Origin of the sequence: Comamonas sp. 7D-2, from assembly GCF_022749555.1 — a bacterium.
Lineage (GTDB): Bacteria > Pseudomonadota > Gammaproteobacteria > Burkholderiales > Burkholderiaceae_C > Comamonas > Comamonas thiooxydans.
On sequence record NZ_CP094238.1, the window covers coordinates 3,888,120 to 3,903,452 of the forward strand.

Consider the following 15,333-nt stretch of genomic DNA (forward strand, 5'->3'; position numbering starts at 1 on the left):
AGAATGAGCTACTCCAAAGCAAATATCACCAAGCGCAAGTTTGACGTCGTGATCGTCGGTGCCGGCGGCTCCGGCCTGCGCGCAGCGCTGGAACTGTCGCGCGCCGGTCTGTCCGTCGCCTCGCTGTCCAAGGTTTTCCCCACTCGCTCGCACACTGTGGCCGCTCAGGGCGGCGTGTCAGCTTCGCTGGGCAACATGAGCGAAGACAACTGGCACTATCACTTCTACGACACCATCAAGGGCTCCGACTGGCTGGGCGACCAGGACGCCATCGAGTTCATGTGCCGTGAAGCACCGAACGTCGTGATCGAGCTCGAGCACTTCGGCATGCCTTTCGACCGCAATGCCGACGGCACCATCTACCAGCGCCCCTTCGGCGGCCACACAGCCAACTACGGCGAAAAGCCCGTGCAACGCGCCTGCGCTGCCGCTGACCGTACCGGTCACGCCATGCTGCACACGCTGTACCAGCAGAACGTCAAGTCCAAGACCAACTTCTTCGTGGAGTGGATGGCGCTGGACCTGATCCGCAACACCCAGGGCGATGTGGTCGGCGTGACCGCACTGGAACTGGAAACCGGCGATCTGTACGAGCTGCACGCCAAGGCCGTGCTGCTGGCCACCGGCGGCGCCGGTCGAATCTTCCAGGCTTCGACCAATGCCTTCATCAACACCGGTGACGGCCTGGGCATGGCTGCTCGCGCCGGCATCCCGCTGCAGGACATGGAGTTCTGGCAGTTCCACCCCACCGGCGTGGCCGGTGCCGGCGTGCTGCTGACCGAAGGCTGCCGCGGCGAAGGCGCTATTCTTTTGAATAGCGAAGGCGAGCGCTTCATGGAGCGTTACGCTCCCACGCTGAAGGATCTGGCACCGCGTGACTTCGTGTCGCGTTCGATGGACCAGGAAATCAAGGAAGGTCGCGGCTGCGGTCCCAACAAGGACTACATCCTGATGAAGCTGGACCACCTGGGTGCCGAAACCATCCGCAAGCGTCTGCCTTCCGTGGAAGAAATCGGCCACAACTTCGCCAACGTGGACATCACCAAGGAACCCATTCCCGTGGTTCCCACCATCCACTACCAGATGGGCGGCATCCCGACCAACATCAACGGTCAGGTCGTGGTCTGGGACGGTCAGCAGAACAATGTGGTCAACGGTCTCTACGCCGTGGGCGAATGCTCGTGCGTGTCCGTGCACGGCGCCAACCGCCTGGGCACCAACTCGCTGCTGGATCTGCTGGTCTTCGGCAAGTCTGCCGGCAAGCACATCGTGGAATTCGTCAACGGCTTCGGCGCTCACCACGAAGTGCCCGCCGATGGCGCCGACCGCACCCTGGCCCGCCTCAACCAGCTGCAGGACTCCAAGGACGGCACGTACGCCCAGGACGTCGCTGGCGAGATCCGTCAATCCATGCAGACTCATGCTGGTGTGTTCCGCACGCAAAAGAGCATGGACGAAGGCGTCGCCAAGATCAACGCGATCCGCGACAAGGTCGGCTCCGTGACCCTGAAGGACAAGTCCATGGTGTGGAACACCGCTCGCATGGAAGCCCTGGAAGTGGACAACCTGATCGAAGTGGCACAAGCCACCATGACCTCGGCCGCAGCCCGCAAGGAATGCCGTGGTGCACACACCGTGTACGACTACGAGCACCCTGCCGACCACGCCGAATTCCCCCTGGGCCGCAACGACAAGGAATGGCTCAAGCACACCCTGTGGGACAGCGCGACCAACAGCCTGACCTACAAGCCTGTGAACCTCAAGCCCCTGACCGTTGCCAGCGTTCCTCCCAAGGTCCGCACGTTCTAATTCAGCAGCCCACGAGAGAAGATCAAAATGAAGCGCACATTCAAAATCTACCGCTACGATCCGGATAAAGACGCCAAGCCCTACATGCAAACAGTGCAAGTGGAGCTGGACGGTCACGAGCGCATGCTGCTGGACGCCCTGGTCAAGCTCAAGGCCATGGATCCTTCCATCGCCTTCCGTCGCTCCTGCCGTGAAGGCGTGTGCGGCTCCGACGCCATGAACATCAACGGCAAGAACGGTCTGGCCTGCCTGACGAACATGAACACCCTCAAGGGCGACATCGTTCTCAAGCCCCTGCCCGGCCTGCCCGTCATCCGCGATCTGATCGTGGACATGACCCAGTTCTTCAAGCAGTACCACTCGATCAAGCCCTACCTGCAAAGCGATGTCTACGCATCGCCCAGCAAGGAGCGCCTGCAGTCGCCCGAAGAGCGCGAAGAGCTCAACGGCCTGTACGAGTGCATTCTGTGCGCCAGCTGCTCCACCAGCTGCCCCTCGTTCTGGTGGAACCCCGACAAGTTCGTGGGCCCGGCCGGTCTGCTGCAGGCTTACCGCTTCATCGCGGACAGCCGCGACACAGCCACGGGCGAGCGCCTTGACAACCTGGAAGATCCTTACCGCCTCTTCCGCTGCCACACCATCATGAACTGCGTGGACGTGTGCCCCAAGCACCTGAACCCCACCGCAGCCATTGGCAAGATCAAGGAGCTGATGGTTCGTCGAACCGTCTGATGCTGATGACGAATACTCTGCTCGACGAACGTGAGCGCGACCTGCTGAGGTGGCGCAGCCGCCGTGGTCTGGTTGAGAACGATCTGTTCATCGAGCAGTTCTTCGCCACCTACGGAAGCCAGCTCACGCGGAGACACGCGACTGGCCTGTCTGCCTTGATGGATCTGGCAGACAACGACCTGATGGATCTTTTCTTGCGTCGCAAGGAACCTGAAGGACAACTCGATACCCAAGAAGTCAGGGAAGTGCTGGAGATGGTGCGCAAGCGCCAGCCCGGTAACTGTCCCCAGTAGGCTAGGCAAACTAGAGAAGGAAGTTTGGAAATGAAACTCGCTGACAACAAAGCAACGCTGTCTTTCAGCAATGGCGCTCCCAGTGTGGAAATGCCGGTGTACCAGGGCAATATTGGCCCGGATGTGATCGACATCCGCAAGCTCTATGCCCAGACTGGCATGTTCACGTATGACCCGGGCTTCCTCTCTACCGCCGCCTGCCAATCCGCCATCACCTACATCGATGGCGACAAGGGCGAGCTGCTGTACCGCGGCTACCCCATCGAACAACTGGCCAAGAACTGCAACTTCCTGGAAACCTGCTACCTGCTGCTGTACGGGGAACTGCCCAACGAGAAGGAAAAGGCCAACTTCGAAGAGCTGGTGACCAAGCACACCATGGTCAACGAGCAGATGCAGTTCTTCCTGCGCGGCTTCCGTCGTGACGCTCACCCCATGGCCGTGCTGACCGGCCTGGTGGGCGGCATGTCGGCCTTCTACCACGACAGCACCGACATCACCAACCCAGAGCACCGCAACATCGCTGCGATCCGCCTGATCGCCAAGATGCCTACGCTGGTCGCCATGGCATACAAGTACGGTATGGGCCAGCCCTACATGTACCCCAAGAACGACCTGTCGTATGCCGGCAACTTCATGCGCATGATGTTCGGCAACCCCTGCGAAGAGTACAAGGTCAACCCCGTGGTTGAGCGCGCTCTGGACCGCATCTTCATCCTGCACGCCGACCACGAGCAGAACGCTTCGACCTCCACCGTGCGTCTGTGCGGTTCGTCGGGCACCAACCCCTTCGCGGCCATCTCCGCTGGTGTGGCCTGTCTGTGGGGCCCTGCCCACGGCGGCGCCAACGAAGCCTGCCTGAACATGCTGGAAGGCATCCAGGCCAACGGCGGCATCGAAAAGGTCGGCGAGTTCATGGAACAGGTCAAGGACAAGACCAGCGGCGTGAAGCTGATGGGCTTTGGCCACCGCGTCTACAAGAACTACGACCCCCGCGCCAAGCTGATGCAGGAAACCTGCAACGAAATCCTGGCCGAACTGGGTCTGGAAAACGATCCCCTGTTCGCCCTGGCCAAGAAGCTGGAAAAGATTGCCCTGGAAGACGACTACTTCGTCCAGCGCAAGCTCTACCCCAACGTGGACTTCTACTCCGGCATCGTGCAGCGCGCCATCGGCATCCCCGTCAACCTGTTCACCGGCATCTTCGCTCTGGCCCGTACCGTGGGCTGGATCGCTCAGCTCAACGAACAAATGGCCGACCCCGAGTACAAGATCGGCCGTCCCCGCCAGTTGTTCACCGGCTCCGTGTCGCGCGACGTCAAGCCTATCGCTCAGCGTTGATCGGCACACCCAGGCCCGGATTTCCGGGTCTCAAGGTGGCAAAAAGCCCGCAGACTGCAAAGTCCGCGGGCTTTTTTACGTGCCCCCCGATCTCAGCTTTGGTAAAACCATAGCTGGTTATGCAAGACACAGGTCGATTTCAAGTGTGAATCATCTCAGTATCCATTGATAGAAAGCGCTAGCCGCTATAGAAATTTATGAATCGGTCCATGTCAGAAATGCGGAGCGAACCCGGAATCGGCTCTTCTATACTGGTCTTCATGCACGCAAAACGACAACGCAATCTGGAGCTGGCCCATGCCGTGCTCGACTGGAACCAGCGCCACCTGAGTCGTCACACCACGCTGAGCCGCGAGCAGGTCGCCGAATGCTTTGCCGAGCAATTCGTGGTCGAGCCCAACGGCCGCCACTATGCGGCGGACCTCGAGAGCTATCGCGAATTTCTCGAAGGCATGAAGCAGGACATGGAAGGCATTCGCTACGACATCCGGCACACCACGGCCGACGAGGACTCCGTGGTCTTTTCCATGGATGTCTGCATCACCAAGGCAGATGGCGGCGCCCAGCACTTTGTCGCCATGCTGCTCATGCGTTTTGACGAGCACGAAAAAGTCAGCCTGTGGCACGAGGTCTATCTGCCACGCCCCCAGGCTGGCGCGCAATAAGACCGCACCGCAGACCACTCCCGTCAGGGCACGAGCAAAATCGGTTGCTGGGCGCCATGCGCCTCCAGTTGCCGGTGGGCCTGCGCGGCATCGGCCAGCGCAAACTCCTGCGGCTCGCCCATGCGGAAATGCTTTTTGCGCAGCGCCTCGAACAGGCGCGCGGCCATGGCATCGCGCTCTCTGGGCTTTTTGACGAAATGAAACACCATGGGCCGGCACACGCTGTTCGACTTGGCGGCCAGACGCGCAATCTCCAGCGGCGGCACCGGACCGGAAGACTGTCCGTACATCACCAGCTGGCCGCCGATGCCCAGACTGGCCACCGAACCATCAAAGCTGTCCTTGCCCACGCCGTCATAAGCCACATCCACGCCTTCGCCGCCGGTCAACTGCTGCACACGCACAGCCACATCCTGGGCCCCCACGCCGCGATAGCGGATCACCTCCACGCAGCCGGCCTGGTCGGCCTTTTTTGCCGTGGCATCGCTGCCTGCCGTGCCGATCACCATGGCCCCCAACTGCGTGGCCCACTGGCTCAGAATCTGCCCCATGCCGCCACCGGCGGCCTGCACCAGAATCCGCGATCCCTGGCTTACCCGAGCCACCCGGTGCAGCAGCACATCGGCCGTCAGCCCGCGCAGCAGGCTGGATGCGACCAGCGCATCGCTGAGGTCATCGGGCACGGCAATCAGCTCGTCGCCCGCAATCACGCGCTCGGCGGCGTAGATGGCATAGGCGCCAGAGACATAGCAGACCCGGTCGCCGGGCCTGAAGCGAGTCACGCCTTCTCCCACTTCTGCCACCACCCCCACGGCTTCGATGCCGGGCGTGCCCGGCAGCGCCAGCGTCTTGTAAAGCCCGGAGCGCACATAGATATCGTGAAAGTTCACGCCAATGCGCGTGTGTCGCACGCGCACCTGTCCAGCCGTCAGCGGCAGCGAAGCGACCGAGGCGATCTGCAGAACCTCAGGGCCTCCGTATTCCGTCATGACAATGGCTTGATGCGTGATCTGACTCATGGCTGATGCTCCTTGCGGGTTGTAATCCTGCGAATGTAGCCTGGGCCGCGCTTGTCCCTGCGCCTCGCTGCGACGCGGCAATTCCCGCACAATGCGCCTCCTGCACACCGCTATTGATTCTTCTATGTCTTTTGCCCCCCTAGGCCTGCGCGCCGAGCTTCTGGATGCCACACTCGATCTGGGTCTGCGCGACGCGACGCCGATTCAGACCGAGGCCATCCCCGCCGTGCTGGCCGGACGCGATCTCTGGGCCTGCGCGCCCACGGGCTCGGGCAAGACCATGGCCTATCTGCTGCCCCTGCTGCAGGCCTGGCTGGCGCAAAAGCGCGGCCACACCGGCTTTGTGCGGCCGCTGGCCACCTTGATTCTGGTGCCCACGCGCGAGCTGGCCCTGCAGGTTCATGAAAGCCTGAGCGACATCACGCGCCAACTGCGTGAGCAACCACGCAGCCGCGTGGTCTATGGCGGTGTCTCCATCAACCCGCAGATGATGCAGCTGCGTGGCAGCGCCGACTTTCTGGTCGCCACGCCGGGCCGCCTGCTGGATCTGGTGGAGCACAATGCCGTGCGCCTGAACGCAGTGCAGCATCTGGTTCTGGACGAGGCGGATCGCCTGCTGGACCAGGGCTTTGCCGAAGAACTCAACCGCGTGCTGGCCCTGCTGCCCGCCAAACGCCAAACCATGCTGTTCTCGGCCACCTTCCCGCAGAACGTGGAGGCGCTGGCCACCCGCCTGCTGCACGACCCCGTTCGGGTGCAGGTCGATGCCGACCAGGCCGCCGAGCATTCGACCAGCCCCGAGAACATCAGCCAGCGCGCCATTGCCGTGGACGGCACCCGCCGCACCCAGCTGCTGCGCCAGCTCGTCAAGCAAGGCGAGAACCAGCCCGAATGGGAACGAGCCCTGGTCTTTGTCGCCAAGCGCCACACCGCCGAAATGCTGGCCGACAAGCTCTACAAGGCTGGCATCTACGCCACCACCTTCCACGGCGATATGAGCCAGGGTGCGCGCAAGGACGTGCTCGACCAGTTCAAGGCCAAGCGCTGGCAACTGCTCATCACCACCGACCTGGCCGCGCGCGGTATCGATATCGCACAGCTGCCCACGGTCATCAACTACGACCTGCCCCGCTCGCCCGCCGACTATATTCATAGAATTGGCCGCACGGGTCGTGCAGGGCATGCTGGTTGCGCCATCACTTTTGTAAGCCCCGCCGACACCGCACACTGGAAGCTGATCTGCAAGCGCAATCAGCTGGAGATCGATCTGGAGCAAATCCAGGGCTTCGAGCCTACCGAAGCCCTACCGCCACCGCCGGTCGCGCAAGACGGCAACGGCGGCATCAAGGGCCGCAGACCCAGCAAGAAGGACAAGCTGCGCGCCGCAGCTGCAGCCGCAAAGCAGCAGCCAGGCGATTAAGCTACCGCGCAAGGCCGAGGACTCCCTCGCCTCAGCTCATCAAAAAGGCCGCCCTTGCGGCCTTTTTTGCGTCTGACAGAGACCGCCTTCAACCTGGCCGGACGCAGCCGCTCCCTCTTCCTGCCGCTTTTTCGACAGCGAAATCTCCAAATTTCCATAAACCCAATTGAAATTCAATCACCAATAGATAAGAACTATTCTTACATCCACCACACCGATAGTCATAGACATTAGGAAACATGGTTTACATGAATTTTTTAAATAGAAATTGGTAAGCCAGGTCCCTTGGCAGCACTGCGAACGCGAGCCAAGGATGTCACTGACCTGTCTGCATGCGCCTGTGAAGCGATGCAGGGGGGAACGGCAATGAAATCGTTGAAAACACTGGCAGGGTTGACCATCGTCATTGCCTGCTCCGCAGTCCAGGCCGACGAAGCCAATCAGTCTGCCGAGACCACTCAGCCCGTCGAGGTCAATCAGTCTGCCCAGGTCAGCCAGGCTGCGGGCGCATGGCATATCAATCTGCACACGGTCAGCCACCATTTCAGCGAACGGAAACGTGGCAAAACATGGAACGAGGAAAACCTGGGCCTGGGTATCAGACGAGAGTTTTCCAGCAATTTCTCCGTGCAGGCCGGCTTCTATCGCAACAGCATCGACCGCTGGAGCACCTACGCCATAGGCGAGTACACGCCGCTGACTTTTGGCAATCTGCACTCTGGCGTTTATGCCGGCTTGCGCACCAACTACACACGCCCCGTCATGGCAGCCGCCGGAGCCCTGGTGCGCTGGCAGGGTGAGCGCTACAGCGTTACGGTCCGCGCTGCACCAAAGACCTGCGGCCAATGCTCAGCTTTCATTGCGCTCGAGTTCGGCTGGAAACTGTGATCAATTTGTAAAACGGGTACGGAACCGCAGTGCATACATTGCCAATCAGCGTTGGCAGCACCAGAGAGCACGCTAAAGTGCCAGCTCACTGTGCTTTTTGATGCCCCATGCACGCAGACTCGAATTCCGCCCTCATCACCCGCCAGCTCGAAAAAAGCCGCCAGGCGCTGCTGGACCTCTCCACACGCAACCGGCTGCTGAGCCTGCCTCAGGCCGCCACGGCACGCGTGCTGCATTTTGCGGATGAACGCACGGACGAGGTCTATCGCCTGCTGGCGGGCGAAAGCAAAGCCATGAGCTTTGCGCCGGCAAAGGCCGAGGAGGAGCAAGCGGCCGCAGACCCTGCAGAGGTCCAGGAGACACAGGCTACCCTCGCCCTGCCCCAGCCCGAAGAAAGCGTCGACGAGCAGCTCGATGCGCGCGGTGTGGCCCAGCGCCATCGTGACCTGAAATTGCAGACACGCCTGTCCAGCGAGAAGCTGCAGCGCCGGCTGCTGGACATGTATTCCGATGCCCGCACCTTCATCGAGGAACAGGGCGTCAACATCTTGTTTCTGGCGCTGGGTCAGCTGCAATGGTTCGACCGCAATGCTCCCGACAAGCCGCGTTTTGCGCCGCTGATTCTGCTGCCCGTGGCACTGGAGCGCAAAAGCGCGGCCGAACGCTTCACCCTGTCCTGGTTGCAGGAAGATGCGGCGGAGAACCTGTCGCTGGCGGCCAAGCTCAAGGCCGACTTTGGCCTGGAGCTGCCCGAATTCAATGCCGGCGACGACTTCGACCCCCGCGCCTATCTGGCCGCGGTCGCCGCCATGGCTGCGGCCCAGCCCGGCTGGCAAGTGTTGCCCGACGCCATGACGCTGGGCTTCTTCAGCTTTGCCAAGTTCCTGATGTACCGCGATCTGGACACTGCGACCTGGCCGCCGGAAAAGCGGCTGGACCAGCAGGCGCTGATTGCTGCCGCGCTGCAGGACGGCTTCGAGGCACGCGAACATCTGTTCCCCGAAGACGCCAATGTGGACCAACTGATCCCCGTCGACAGCCAGCGCCATGTGGTCGATGCGGACAGCTCGCAGTCACTGGCCATCGAAGCCGTGCGCCGCGGCGAGAGCCTGGTCATTCAAGGCCCGCCGGGCACGGGCAAGTCCCAGACCATCACCAACGTGATTGCAGCGGCGATTGCCGACGGCAAGAAAGTGCTGTTCATCTCAGAGAAGATGGCCGCGCTTGAGGTGGTCAACCGCCGCCTCAAATCCGTGGGCCTTGGGCCTGCCTGTCTGGAACTGCACAGCCACCATGCCAACAAGCGCAAGGTGCTGGAGGAACTCAAGGCCACGCGCGATCTGGGCAAGCCGCGTGTGGAGCACCGCGAGCAAATCATCCATGAGCTGAGCAACGTGCAGCAGCAGCTCAACGCGCACAGCCAGACCATGCATCAGGCGCTGGCGCCCTGCACACTCACGCCCTACCAGATCCTGGGGCGGCTGGCGCGGCTGGATACGGTGCAGATCGCGCATCTGCCCGATCTGCTGCAAGGCGCACAGAACTGGTCACCCGAGGACTTTCATTCACGCCAGCAGATTGTCGAAGCACTGCGCCAGGCGGCATCCAAGGTGAGCCCGGTGGCCGGGCACCCGTGGCGCGGCGTATGCCATCCGGCGCTGCTCAAGCTGGATGCGCAACGCTTCGCCCAGCAGCTGCCGACGCTGCAAGCAATGCTGGCCCGGTTGCAGCAGGATGCTGAGCTGCTGGCGCAATCCCTGAGCGCGCCGGCGGCACAGACTCTGAAGTCTCTGCATGAGCAGATCACGCTGGCGCAGCAGCTCGCCAGTGCCCCGTCCATAGACCGGCAGGCCGTCGCCAACAGCATCTGGGATCAGGGCCTGGGCCAGCTGCACAAGCTGGTCGAATGCGGCGCCCAGTTCAGCCTGCAAGCGCAGAGCCTGCGCGGCAACTTTGCCGAATCCGCCTGGACGGCGGACTGGAATGCCCCACGCCAGAGCATTGCAGCACATGGCGACTCGCTGTTTCGCATTTTCAACAGCGGCTACCGCGCGGCGATTGCCAACCTCAAGGGCCAGTTGAAAACGACATTGCCGAGTTCACGGGCAGAGCGTCTGAACCTGCTCGACAGCCTGATCGAAGCCCAGCAACTGCGCCAGAACCTGGGCCAGCAGCAGATCCTGGGGGCAGATGCCTTTGGCAGCCTGTGGCAGGGCGAGCAAAGCGACTGGGCGCAACTGCAGGCCGTGCTGGGCTGGATGGCCGGCCCCGACGGACAGGGCCGCAGTGCCGCCTTTCGCCAGCTGTATGCCCAGCTGCCATCGCCCGCACATTGTGCGGACCTGGCCGCCCAGTCCAGTGCATCGCTGCAGGCATTCGATGATGCTGCGCAAAGCTTGCTGGACGGCTACCGACTCGAGACACAGGAAGCCTTTGGCGCTGCCGATCTGGCCCACATCCCGCTGGCCGACTTTGGCGAGCGCCTTGCGCAATGGGTCGCCGAGCCCAACGCCTTGCTGGACTGGACCTCGTACCACGCCACCCGTGAGCAGGCGCGTGCGGCCGGCATGGCCGTCCTGGTGCAGCAGCTCGAGAATGAATCCATTGCACAAGGAGCCCTGCCCGCCATCCTCGAACGCGCTTATTACGAAGCGCTGCTGCGTCAGGCCACTCAGGCTCACCCCGAGCTGGTCGCTTTCAACGGCGATCAGCACAGCCAGAAGGTGCGCCAGTTCCGGGCGCTGGATCTGGAGCGCATCGAACTCGCGCGCGCCCAGTCGGCACTCTCGCATTACGAGCAGGTGCCACGCAGCGCATCCGGCATGGGCCCGCTTGGCGTGCTCAATGGCGAGATTGCGCGCAAGCGCGGCCATATGCCGCTGCGCAAGCTGTTCAAGCTCGCAGGCGAAGCCGTCCAGGCCATCAAGCCCGTGTTCATGATGAGCCCCCTGTCCGTGGCCCAGTTTCTGGAGCCTGGTGCGGTCGAGTTCGATCTGCTGGTGATTGACGAAGCCAGCCAGATCGAGCCCGTGGATGCGCTGGGCGCCATCGCCCGCTGCAAGCAGCTGGTGGTGGTGGGCGACGACCGCCAGCTGCCGCCCACGCGTTTTTTCTCGCGCATGACCAGCGAACAGGACGAGTTCGACGACGAGGACGAAGACCAGCTCATCGCCGGAGCTGCCGATGTGGAGAGCATTCTGAGCCTGTGCCTGGCCAAGGGCATGCCCCAGCTCATGCTGCGCTGGCATTACCGCAGCCGCCACCAGTCGCTGATTGCGGTGTCCAACCAGCAGTTCTACAACAGCAGCCTTTACGTCGTGCCCAGCCCCTACACGGCCCGCTCGGGCATGGGGCTGCGCTTTCACCATCTGCCCGAAGGCCGCTTTGACAGCGGCGCCAGCCGCATCAACCGCATCGAGGCCCAGACCATTGCACGCGCCATCATGCAACACGCACAGCAGTCGCCGCAGCTCAGCCTGGGCGTGGCCGCTTTCTCGCTGCAGCAAAAAGTCGCCATCCAGGACGAGCTGGAACTGCTGCGTCGCCAGCAGCCCGAGGCAGAGTCCTTTTTTGTGGCCCATCCCAACGAACCCTTCTTCATCAAGAACCTGGAAAACGTGCAGGGCGACGAGCGCGATGTGATCTTCATCTCGGTGGCCTATGCGCGCAACGCGCAGGGCTATCTGCCCATGCGCTTCGGCCCTGTGAGTGCCGATGGAGGCGAGCGCCGGCTGAACGTGCTGATCTCGCGTGCCAAGCAGCGCTGTGAGGTGTTTTCATCCATCACCGCCGACGATATCGACCTGGAACGCGGCAAGGGCAAGGGCGTGGCCGCGCTCAAGGTATTCCTGCAATACGCGGCCACCGGTCAGTTGGCCCTGGCCGGCATCAGCGGACGCGATCTGGAGTCGCCGCTCGAAGAAGATGTGTACGAAGCGCTGACGGCCCAGGGTCTGCAGGTGCAGACTCAGATCGGCATTGCGGGCTTCTTCATCGATCTGGCCGTGGTCGATCCAGAACAGCCGGGGCGCTATCTGCTGGGCATTGAGTGCGACGGCATGAGCTATCACCACAGCCGCTCTGCGCGCGACCGTGACCGCCTGCGCCAGTCCGTGCTGGAGAGCCAGGGCTGGACGCTGCTGCGCATCTGGGGCTGCGACTGGTTCCGCCAGCCGCGTGCCCAGACCGAGCGTGTCCTGGCCGCCGTCGAAGCTGCCAGGCAGCGCAAGCAGGCCGAACCAGTTCAGCCGCTAATGCCCACCCATCAGTCACAGACAGCCACAGAAGTCATAGAACGCGCAGCACGGTCCGATGCCGAAAGCGCCGAGACGGAATCGGCCGCAGGCCCTGACGACAGCCTCTATCAGGAAGCCCGCTTTGCCGTTCCCGCCGGAGAACTGCACAACCAATCCACCGCAAAGCTGGCCCAGCTGATGCACCAGGCAGTGGAGCTGGAAGGACCGATTCATTTCGACGAACTGGTCACCCGCATGCGTACGCTTTGGGGCCTGCAACGCGCCGGCAGCCGCGTGCGCGATGCGCTGGAGCAGGCACGCCAATCGCTGCTGGCCGATGAGGCACTGGCCGCAGAAGGGGAGTTTCTCGACCTGCCGGGACGAGCGGTGCGGGTACGCAATCGCGCAGAGGTCGGCTCGGCCAATCTGCGCCGCATCGATTGCCTGCCGCCAGCCGAGATCCGTGCAGCGATTGCCCTGGCCCTCAGGAGCAGCCTGGGCGGCCAGCGCGAGGAACTGCCCGCTGCTGTGGCCCGGCTGCTGGGCCTGAGCGCTGTCACCGCGCCGGTACGCGAGCTGGTGCTGACGCAGCTCGATGCGCTGCATGGCAGCGGCGCCGTGGCATTCAACGGGACGCTGTATCGACTGCCGACCTGAGTCCTGAGTCAGCAATGAAAACGCCCTGAAGAAATTCAGGGCGTTTTCATCGCGCAAGGCCGCATGCCCGCACCACGCTCTGCGTCAGTGGTCGTTGCTGACCTTGCGGTCCTCGCTCTTGGCCTCCTCCATGGCCTCGGGCTCCAGTTCCTCCGCCGAACGATTCAGGTGAACAAACACCCCCCAGCCGACCATGAGCATGCCGACGGCAATGACCAAGGCGGCGGAATACAGCAGCTTCTCGGGCTGCTCCTGGGCCTTGAAGGTGGCAACCAATCCCTCGACGGCCAGGGCGACCACCAGCACCACCATAAAGCGTGAGAGAAAGCGACGCACTCTTGTCGGGCCGCTGATATGGGCGTCGCGCACCACCTCTTCTTCAATCACGGTCTGGGAAATCTGCAGAGCCACCACGCCTGAGGCCAGAATGCCCAGCGCCTCCACCACATGCAGCGTGGCCTCCGGCTCCAGGCCGGCAGCAATCACGGCCCAGGCCTTGGTGACGGCCATCCAGATCAGGCACAACGCCGCCAGGCCGAACAGCAGGGCAATCAGCGAATGGGTCAGGGTGTAGAGCCAGTGAACAAACTTCATGAGCAACTCCAAGACCGTGTTGACGATCCATCGCCGTCCATGCTTGCAGACTTGATCTGGCCGCTTCGTAGGACAGTCAAGAAAACTGCTGGCTCAATACAAAGAGCGCCCTGTTTGCCCTGAGCACTCCCCAAATCTGCCTACCATTGGCATATGCCTCGCCAGAACACCAGTCCCGCAGAGTTTCCGCCCGCCATTCTTTTGCAGATAACGCAGCTGGCCCAGCACATAGTGGCCCTGCGCAAGAGTCGGGGCGAAACACAGACGCAGTGGGCAGAGCGGCTGGGTATTTCCCAGCCCACCATGGCACGCATAGAGCGCGGCGACCCGGCCGTGGCCATGGCGACCTATGTGTCCTGCCTGTGGCAGCTCAATCCCGAGCTGGACCTGACCCGGTTGCTCGCACCCAAGGCTCCAGCCCTGGCACCCGCATCCCGCTCGGATGCCCCCTGCCTAGACAGGAAAAGAACTGCAACGCCAAAGAGGGCCAAGTCCGCCGCCGAACCTGCCGTCGAGACCGCGAACCACGATGAGCAACAGGCGCAGATCGAGCGCAATTTTGCTGCAGCCAAGGCCGCTCTGGATTTCTTCAAGAGCCCTCTGTTCTGATCGGCTGGCCGAAAAACCGGCGGCTTCCGACAGGATGCAGCAAGCCCATCAGTCTCCGAACCGCTCCCGGTAAGCCACAGGTGTGATACCCAGCTTGCGCACGAACAGATGTCGCAGTGCCTGTTCCGAGCCCAACCCGACCTTGGCGGCCACGGTCTTGAGGGGCACAGAGCCCAGATTCTCCAGCAGCTGCTTGGCCCGCTCCAGGCGAGCGTTTTCCACAAAGCTGCTGGGACTGCAGCCGGTCTCCTGCTGAAAGACGCGGCGAAAATTGCGCTCGCTCATCGCTGCCTTGCCCGCCAGCAGCGCCAGCGGCATGGGCTGGTCCAGGTGCTCCAGCACCCACTGCTGGGCAGCCTGCACTGCGCTGTGCTGCGTGGCCTGTGCGGCCAGGGATACGCTGAACTGAGACTGGCCGCCGGGACGTTTGAGATACATGACCAGGTCGCGCGCCACCTGCAGTGCCAACGCATGGCCGAAATCATGCTCCACCACCGCCAGCGCCAGATCAATGCCGGCAGTGACACCGGCCGAAGTCCAGAGCTGACGCATGCCGTCGCTGTCCTTGATTTCGTCGCACACATAGATCGCATCGGCATCCACCTGCACCCGCGGATAACGCTGGGCAAGCGCCCCGGCCACACTCCAGTGCGTGGCCGCGCGGCGATCATTGAGCAAACCGGCTGCTGCCAGAAAAAAACTGCCGCTGCACAGCGCGATCATGCGCCCGACCCCGGGAGCCACTCGCGCCACCCAGTCCACCAGCTCTGGCGAAGCCGCCAGCACCTGCTCGATATGGCGCGCGCCCACCAGCAGCACCGTGCACCCCGTGCCCTCGGCCTCGACCTGCGCCAGGGTATGGCTGGCCTGCAAGCCCATCAAGGTGTCCGAGGGTACCAGACCGGCCTGTGACGCCACCACCCGCACCACATATCCGTCAGGCAGGCCTTTGTGCCGCAAATGCACATTGGCATAGTCAAACACGGACATGGGGCCTATGGCCTCCAGCGCCTTGAAGCCGGGGTAGACAACCAGATCGACGCGGTGGGCGCCAGCGTGATGGTGTTCCAT

Annotated in this window: 12 protein-coding genes; 9 read left to right on the forward strand and 3 right to left on the reverse strand. The window is 62.6% G+C overall.

Translation table 11 applies throughout. The features are described 5' to 3' along the window. Positions 1 to 3: 3 nt before the first annotated feature. From sdhA to MPZ60_RS17840, 5 genes are all read left to right on the forward strand, one after another. Positions 4 to 1,809 (forward strand): succinate dehydrogenase flavoprotein subunit, encoded by a 1,806-nt coding sequence (sdhA, locus tag MPZ60_RS17820; RefSeq protein ID WP_034356849.1) that lies wholly within the window; start codon positions 4 to 6, stop codon positions 1,807 to 1,809. Between the two features lie 27 nt (positions 1,810 to 1,836). Beyond that, positions 1,837 to 2,541, forward strand: a complete 705-nt coding sequence (locus MPZ60_RS17825; protein WP_003053210.1) for a succinate dehydrogenase iron-sulfur subunit — start codon at positions 1,837 to 1,839, stop codon at positions 2,539 to 2,541. Then, the gene (locus tag MPZ60_RS17830) at positions 2,541 to 2,834 is read left to right on the forward strand and encodes a succinate dehydrogenase assembly factor 2 (protein ID WP_003053208.1); all 294 of its coding nucleotides are present in this window, start codon (positions 2,541 to 2,543) and stop codon (positions 2,832 to 2,834) included. Before MPZ60_RS17825 ends, MPZ60_RS17830 begins: the two co-directional genes overlap by 1 nt. 30 nt (positions 2,835 to 2,864) lie before the next feature. Beyond that, the gene (locus MPZ60_RS17835) at positions 2,865 to 4,175 is read left to right on the forward strand and encodes a citrate synthase (protein ID WP_003063579.1); all 1,311 of its coding nucleotides are present in this window, start codon (positions 2,865 to 2,867) and stop codon (positions 4,173 to 4,175) included. Positions 4,176 to 4,435: 260 nt separating this feature from the next. Beyond that, complete coding sequence (locus tag MPZ60_RS17840; RefSeq protein ID WP_238585735.1) at positions 4,436 to 4,840, forward strand: nuclear transport factor 2 family protein; 405 nt, start codon at positions 4,436 to 4,438, stop codon at positions 4,838 to 4,840. Between the two features lie 23 nt (positions 4,841 to 4,863). Here MPZ60_RS17840 and MPZ60_RS17845 read toward each other — a convergent pair whose 3' ends face one another. Beyond that, a complete protein-coding gene (locus MPZ60_RS17845) occupies positions 4,864 to 5,859 on the reverse strand; it encodes a quinone oxidoreductase (RefSeq protein ID WP_034356854.1) in 996 nt (331 codons plus the stop codon). 124 nt (positions 5,860 to 5,983) lie between these two features. Here MPZ60_RS17845 and MPZ60_RS17850 point away from each other — a divergent pair, with 124 nt between their 5' ends. The 3 genes from MPZ60_RS17850 to MPZ60_RS17860 all read left to right on the forward strand — a co-directional run bounded on the left by MPZ60_RS17850 (position 5,984) and on the right by MPZ60_RS17860 (position 13,059). After that, complete coding sequence (locus MPZ60_RS17850) at positions 5,984 to 7,279, forward strand: DEAD/DEAH box helicase (RefSeq protein ID WP_034356857.1); 1,296 nt, start codon at positions 5,984 to 5,986, stop codon at positions 7,277 to 7,279. Between the two features lie 366 nt (positions 7,280 to 7,645). Continuing rightward, positions 7,646 to 8,167, forward strand: a complete 522-nt coding sequence (locus tag MPZ60_RS17855; RefSeq protein WP_034356860.1) for a hypothetical protein — start codon at positions 7,646 to 7,648, stop codon at positions 8,165 to 8,167. 107 nt (positions 8,168 to 8,274) lie between these two features. Beyond that, the gene (locus MPZ60_RS17860) at positions 8,275 to 13,059 is read left to right on the forward strand and encodes a DUF3320 domain-containing protein (protein WP_034356863.1); all 4,785 of its coding nucleotides are present in this window, start codon (positions 8,275 to 8,277) and stop codon (positions 13,057 to 13,059) included. Positions 13,060 to 13,143: 84 nt separating this feature from the next. On the opposite strand, the gene MPZ60_RS17865 is transcribed toward MPZ60_RS17860, so the two are convergent. Beyond that, a complete protein-coding gene (locus MPZ60_RS17865) occupies positions 13,144 to 13,653 on the reverse strand; it encodes a hypothetical protein (protein ID WP_003063591.1) in 510 nt (169 codons plus the stop codon). A 153-nt stretch (positions 13,654 to 13,806) separates the two neighbouring features. On the opposite strand from MPZ60_RS17865, the gene MPZ60_RS17870 reads away from it, so the two are divergent. Continuing rightward, the gene (locus tag MPZ60_RS17870; RefSeq protein WP_242882035.1) at positions 13,807 to 14,262 is read left to right on the forward strand and encodes a helix-turn-helix domain-containing protein; all 456 of its coding nucleotides are present in this window, start codon (positions 13,807 to 13,809) and stop codon (positions 14,260 to 14,262) included. Between the two features lie 48 nt (positions 14,263 to 14,310). Here the strand turns inward: MPZ60_RS17870 and MPZ60_RS17875 are convergent, their stop codons facing one another. After that, positions 14,311 to 15,333, reverse strand: a complete 1,023-nt coding sequence (locus tag MPZ60_RS17875) for a GlxA family transcriptional regulator (RefSeq protein ID WP_003063594.1) — start codon at positions 15,331 to 15,333, stop codon at positions 14,311 to 14,313.

What these genes read in the sequence shown, in the direction of transcription:
- sdhA (WP_034356849.1), top strand. Translation starts at nt 4, where the DNA reads ATGAGCTACTCCAAAGCAAATATCACCAAGCGCAAGTTTGACGTCGTG.
- MPZ60_RS17825 (WP_003053210.1), top strand. Translation starts at nt 1,837, where the DNA reads ATGAAGCGCACATTCAAAATCTACCGCTACGATCCGGATAAAGACGCC.
- MPZ60_RS17830 (WP_003053208.1), top strand. Translation starts at nt 2,541, where the DNA reads ATGCTGATGACGAATACTCTGCTCGACGAACGTGAGCGCGACCTGCTG.
- MPZ60_RS17835 (WP_003063579.1), top strand. Translation starts at nt 2,865, where the DNA reads ATGAAACTCGCTGACAACAAAGCAACGCTGTCTTTCAGCAATGGCGCT.
- MPZ60_RS17840 (WP_238585735.1), top strand. Translation starts at nt 4,436, where the DNA reads ATGCACGCAAAACGACAACGCAATCTGGAGCTGGCCCATGCCGTGCTC.
- MPZ60_RS17845 (WP_034356854.1), bottom strand. Translation starts at nt 5,859, where the DNA reads ATGAGTCAGATCACGCATCAAGCCATTGTCATGACGGAATACGGAGGC.
- MPZ60_RS17850 (WP_034356857.1), top strand. Translation starts at nt 5,984, where the DNA reads ATGTCTTTTGCCCCCCTAGGCCTGCGCGCCGAGCTTCTGGATGCCACA.
- MPZ60_RS17855 (WP_034356860.1), top strand. Translation starts at nt 7,646, where the DNA reads ATGAAATCGTTGAAAACACTGGCAGGGTTGACCATCGTCATTGCCTGC.
- MPZ60_RS17860 (WP_034356863.1), top strand. Translation starts at nt 8,275, where the DNA reads ATGCACGCAGACTCGAATTCCGCCCTCATCACCCGCCAGCTCGAAAAA.
- MPZ60_RS17865 (WP_003063591.1), bottom strand. Translation starts at nt 13,653, where the DNA reads ATGAAGTTTGTTCACTGGCTCTACACCCTGACCCATTCGCTGATTGCC.
- MPZ60_RS17870 (WP_242882035.1), top strand. Translation starts at nt 13,807, where the DNA reads ATGCCTCGCCAGAACACCAGTCCCGCAGAGTTTCCGCCCGCCATTCTT.
- MPZ60_RS17875 (WP_003063594.1), bottom strand. Translation starts at nt 15,333, where the DNA reads ATGGAACACCATCACGCTGGCGCCCACCGCGTCGATCTGGTTGTCTAC.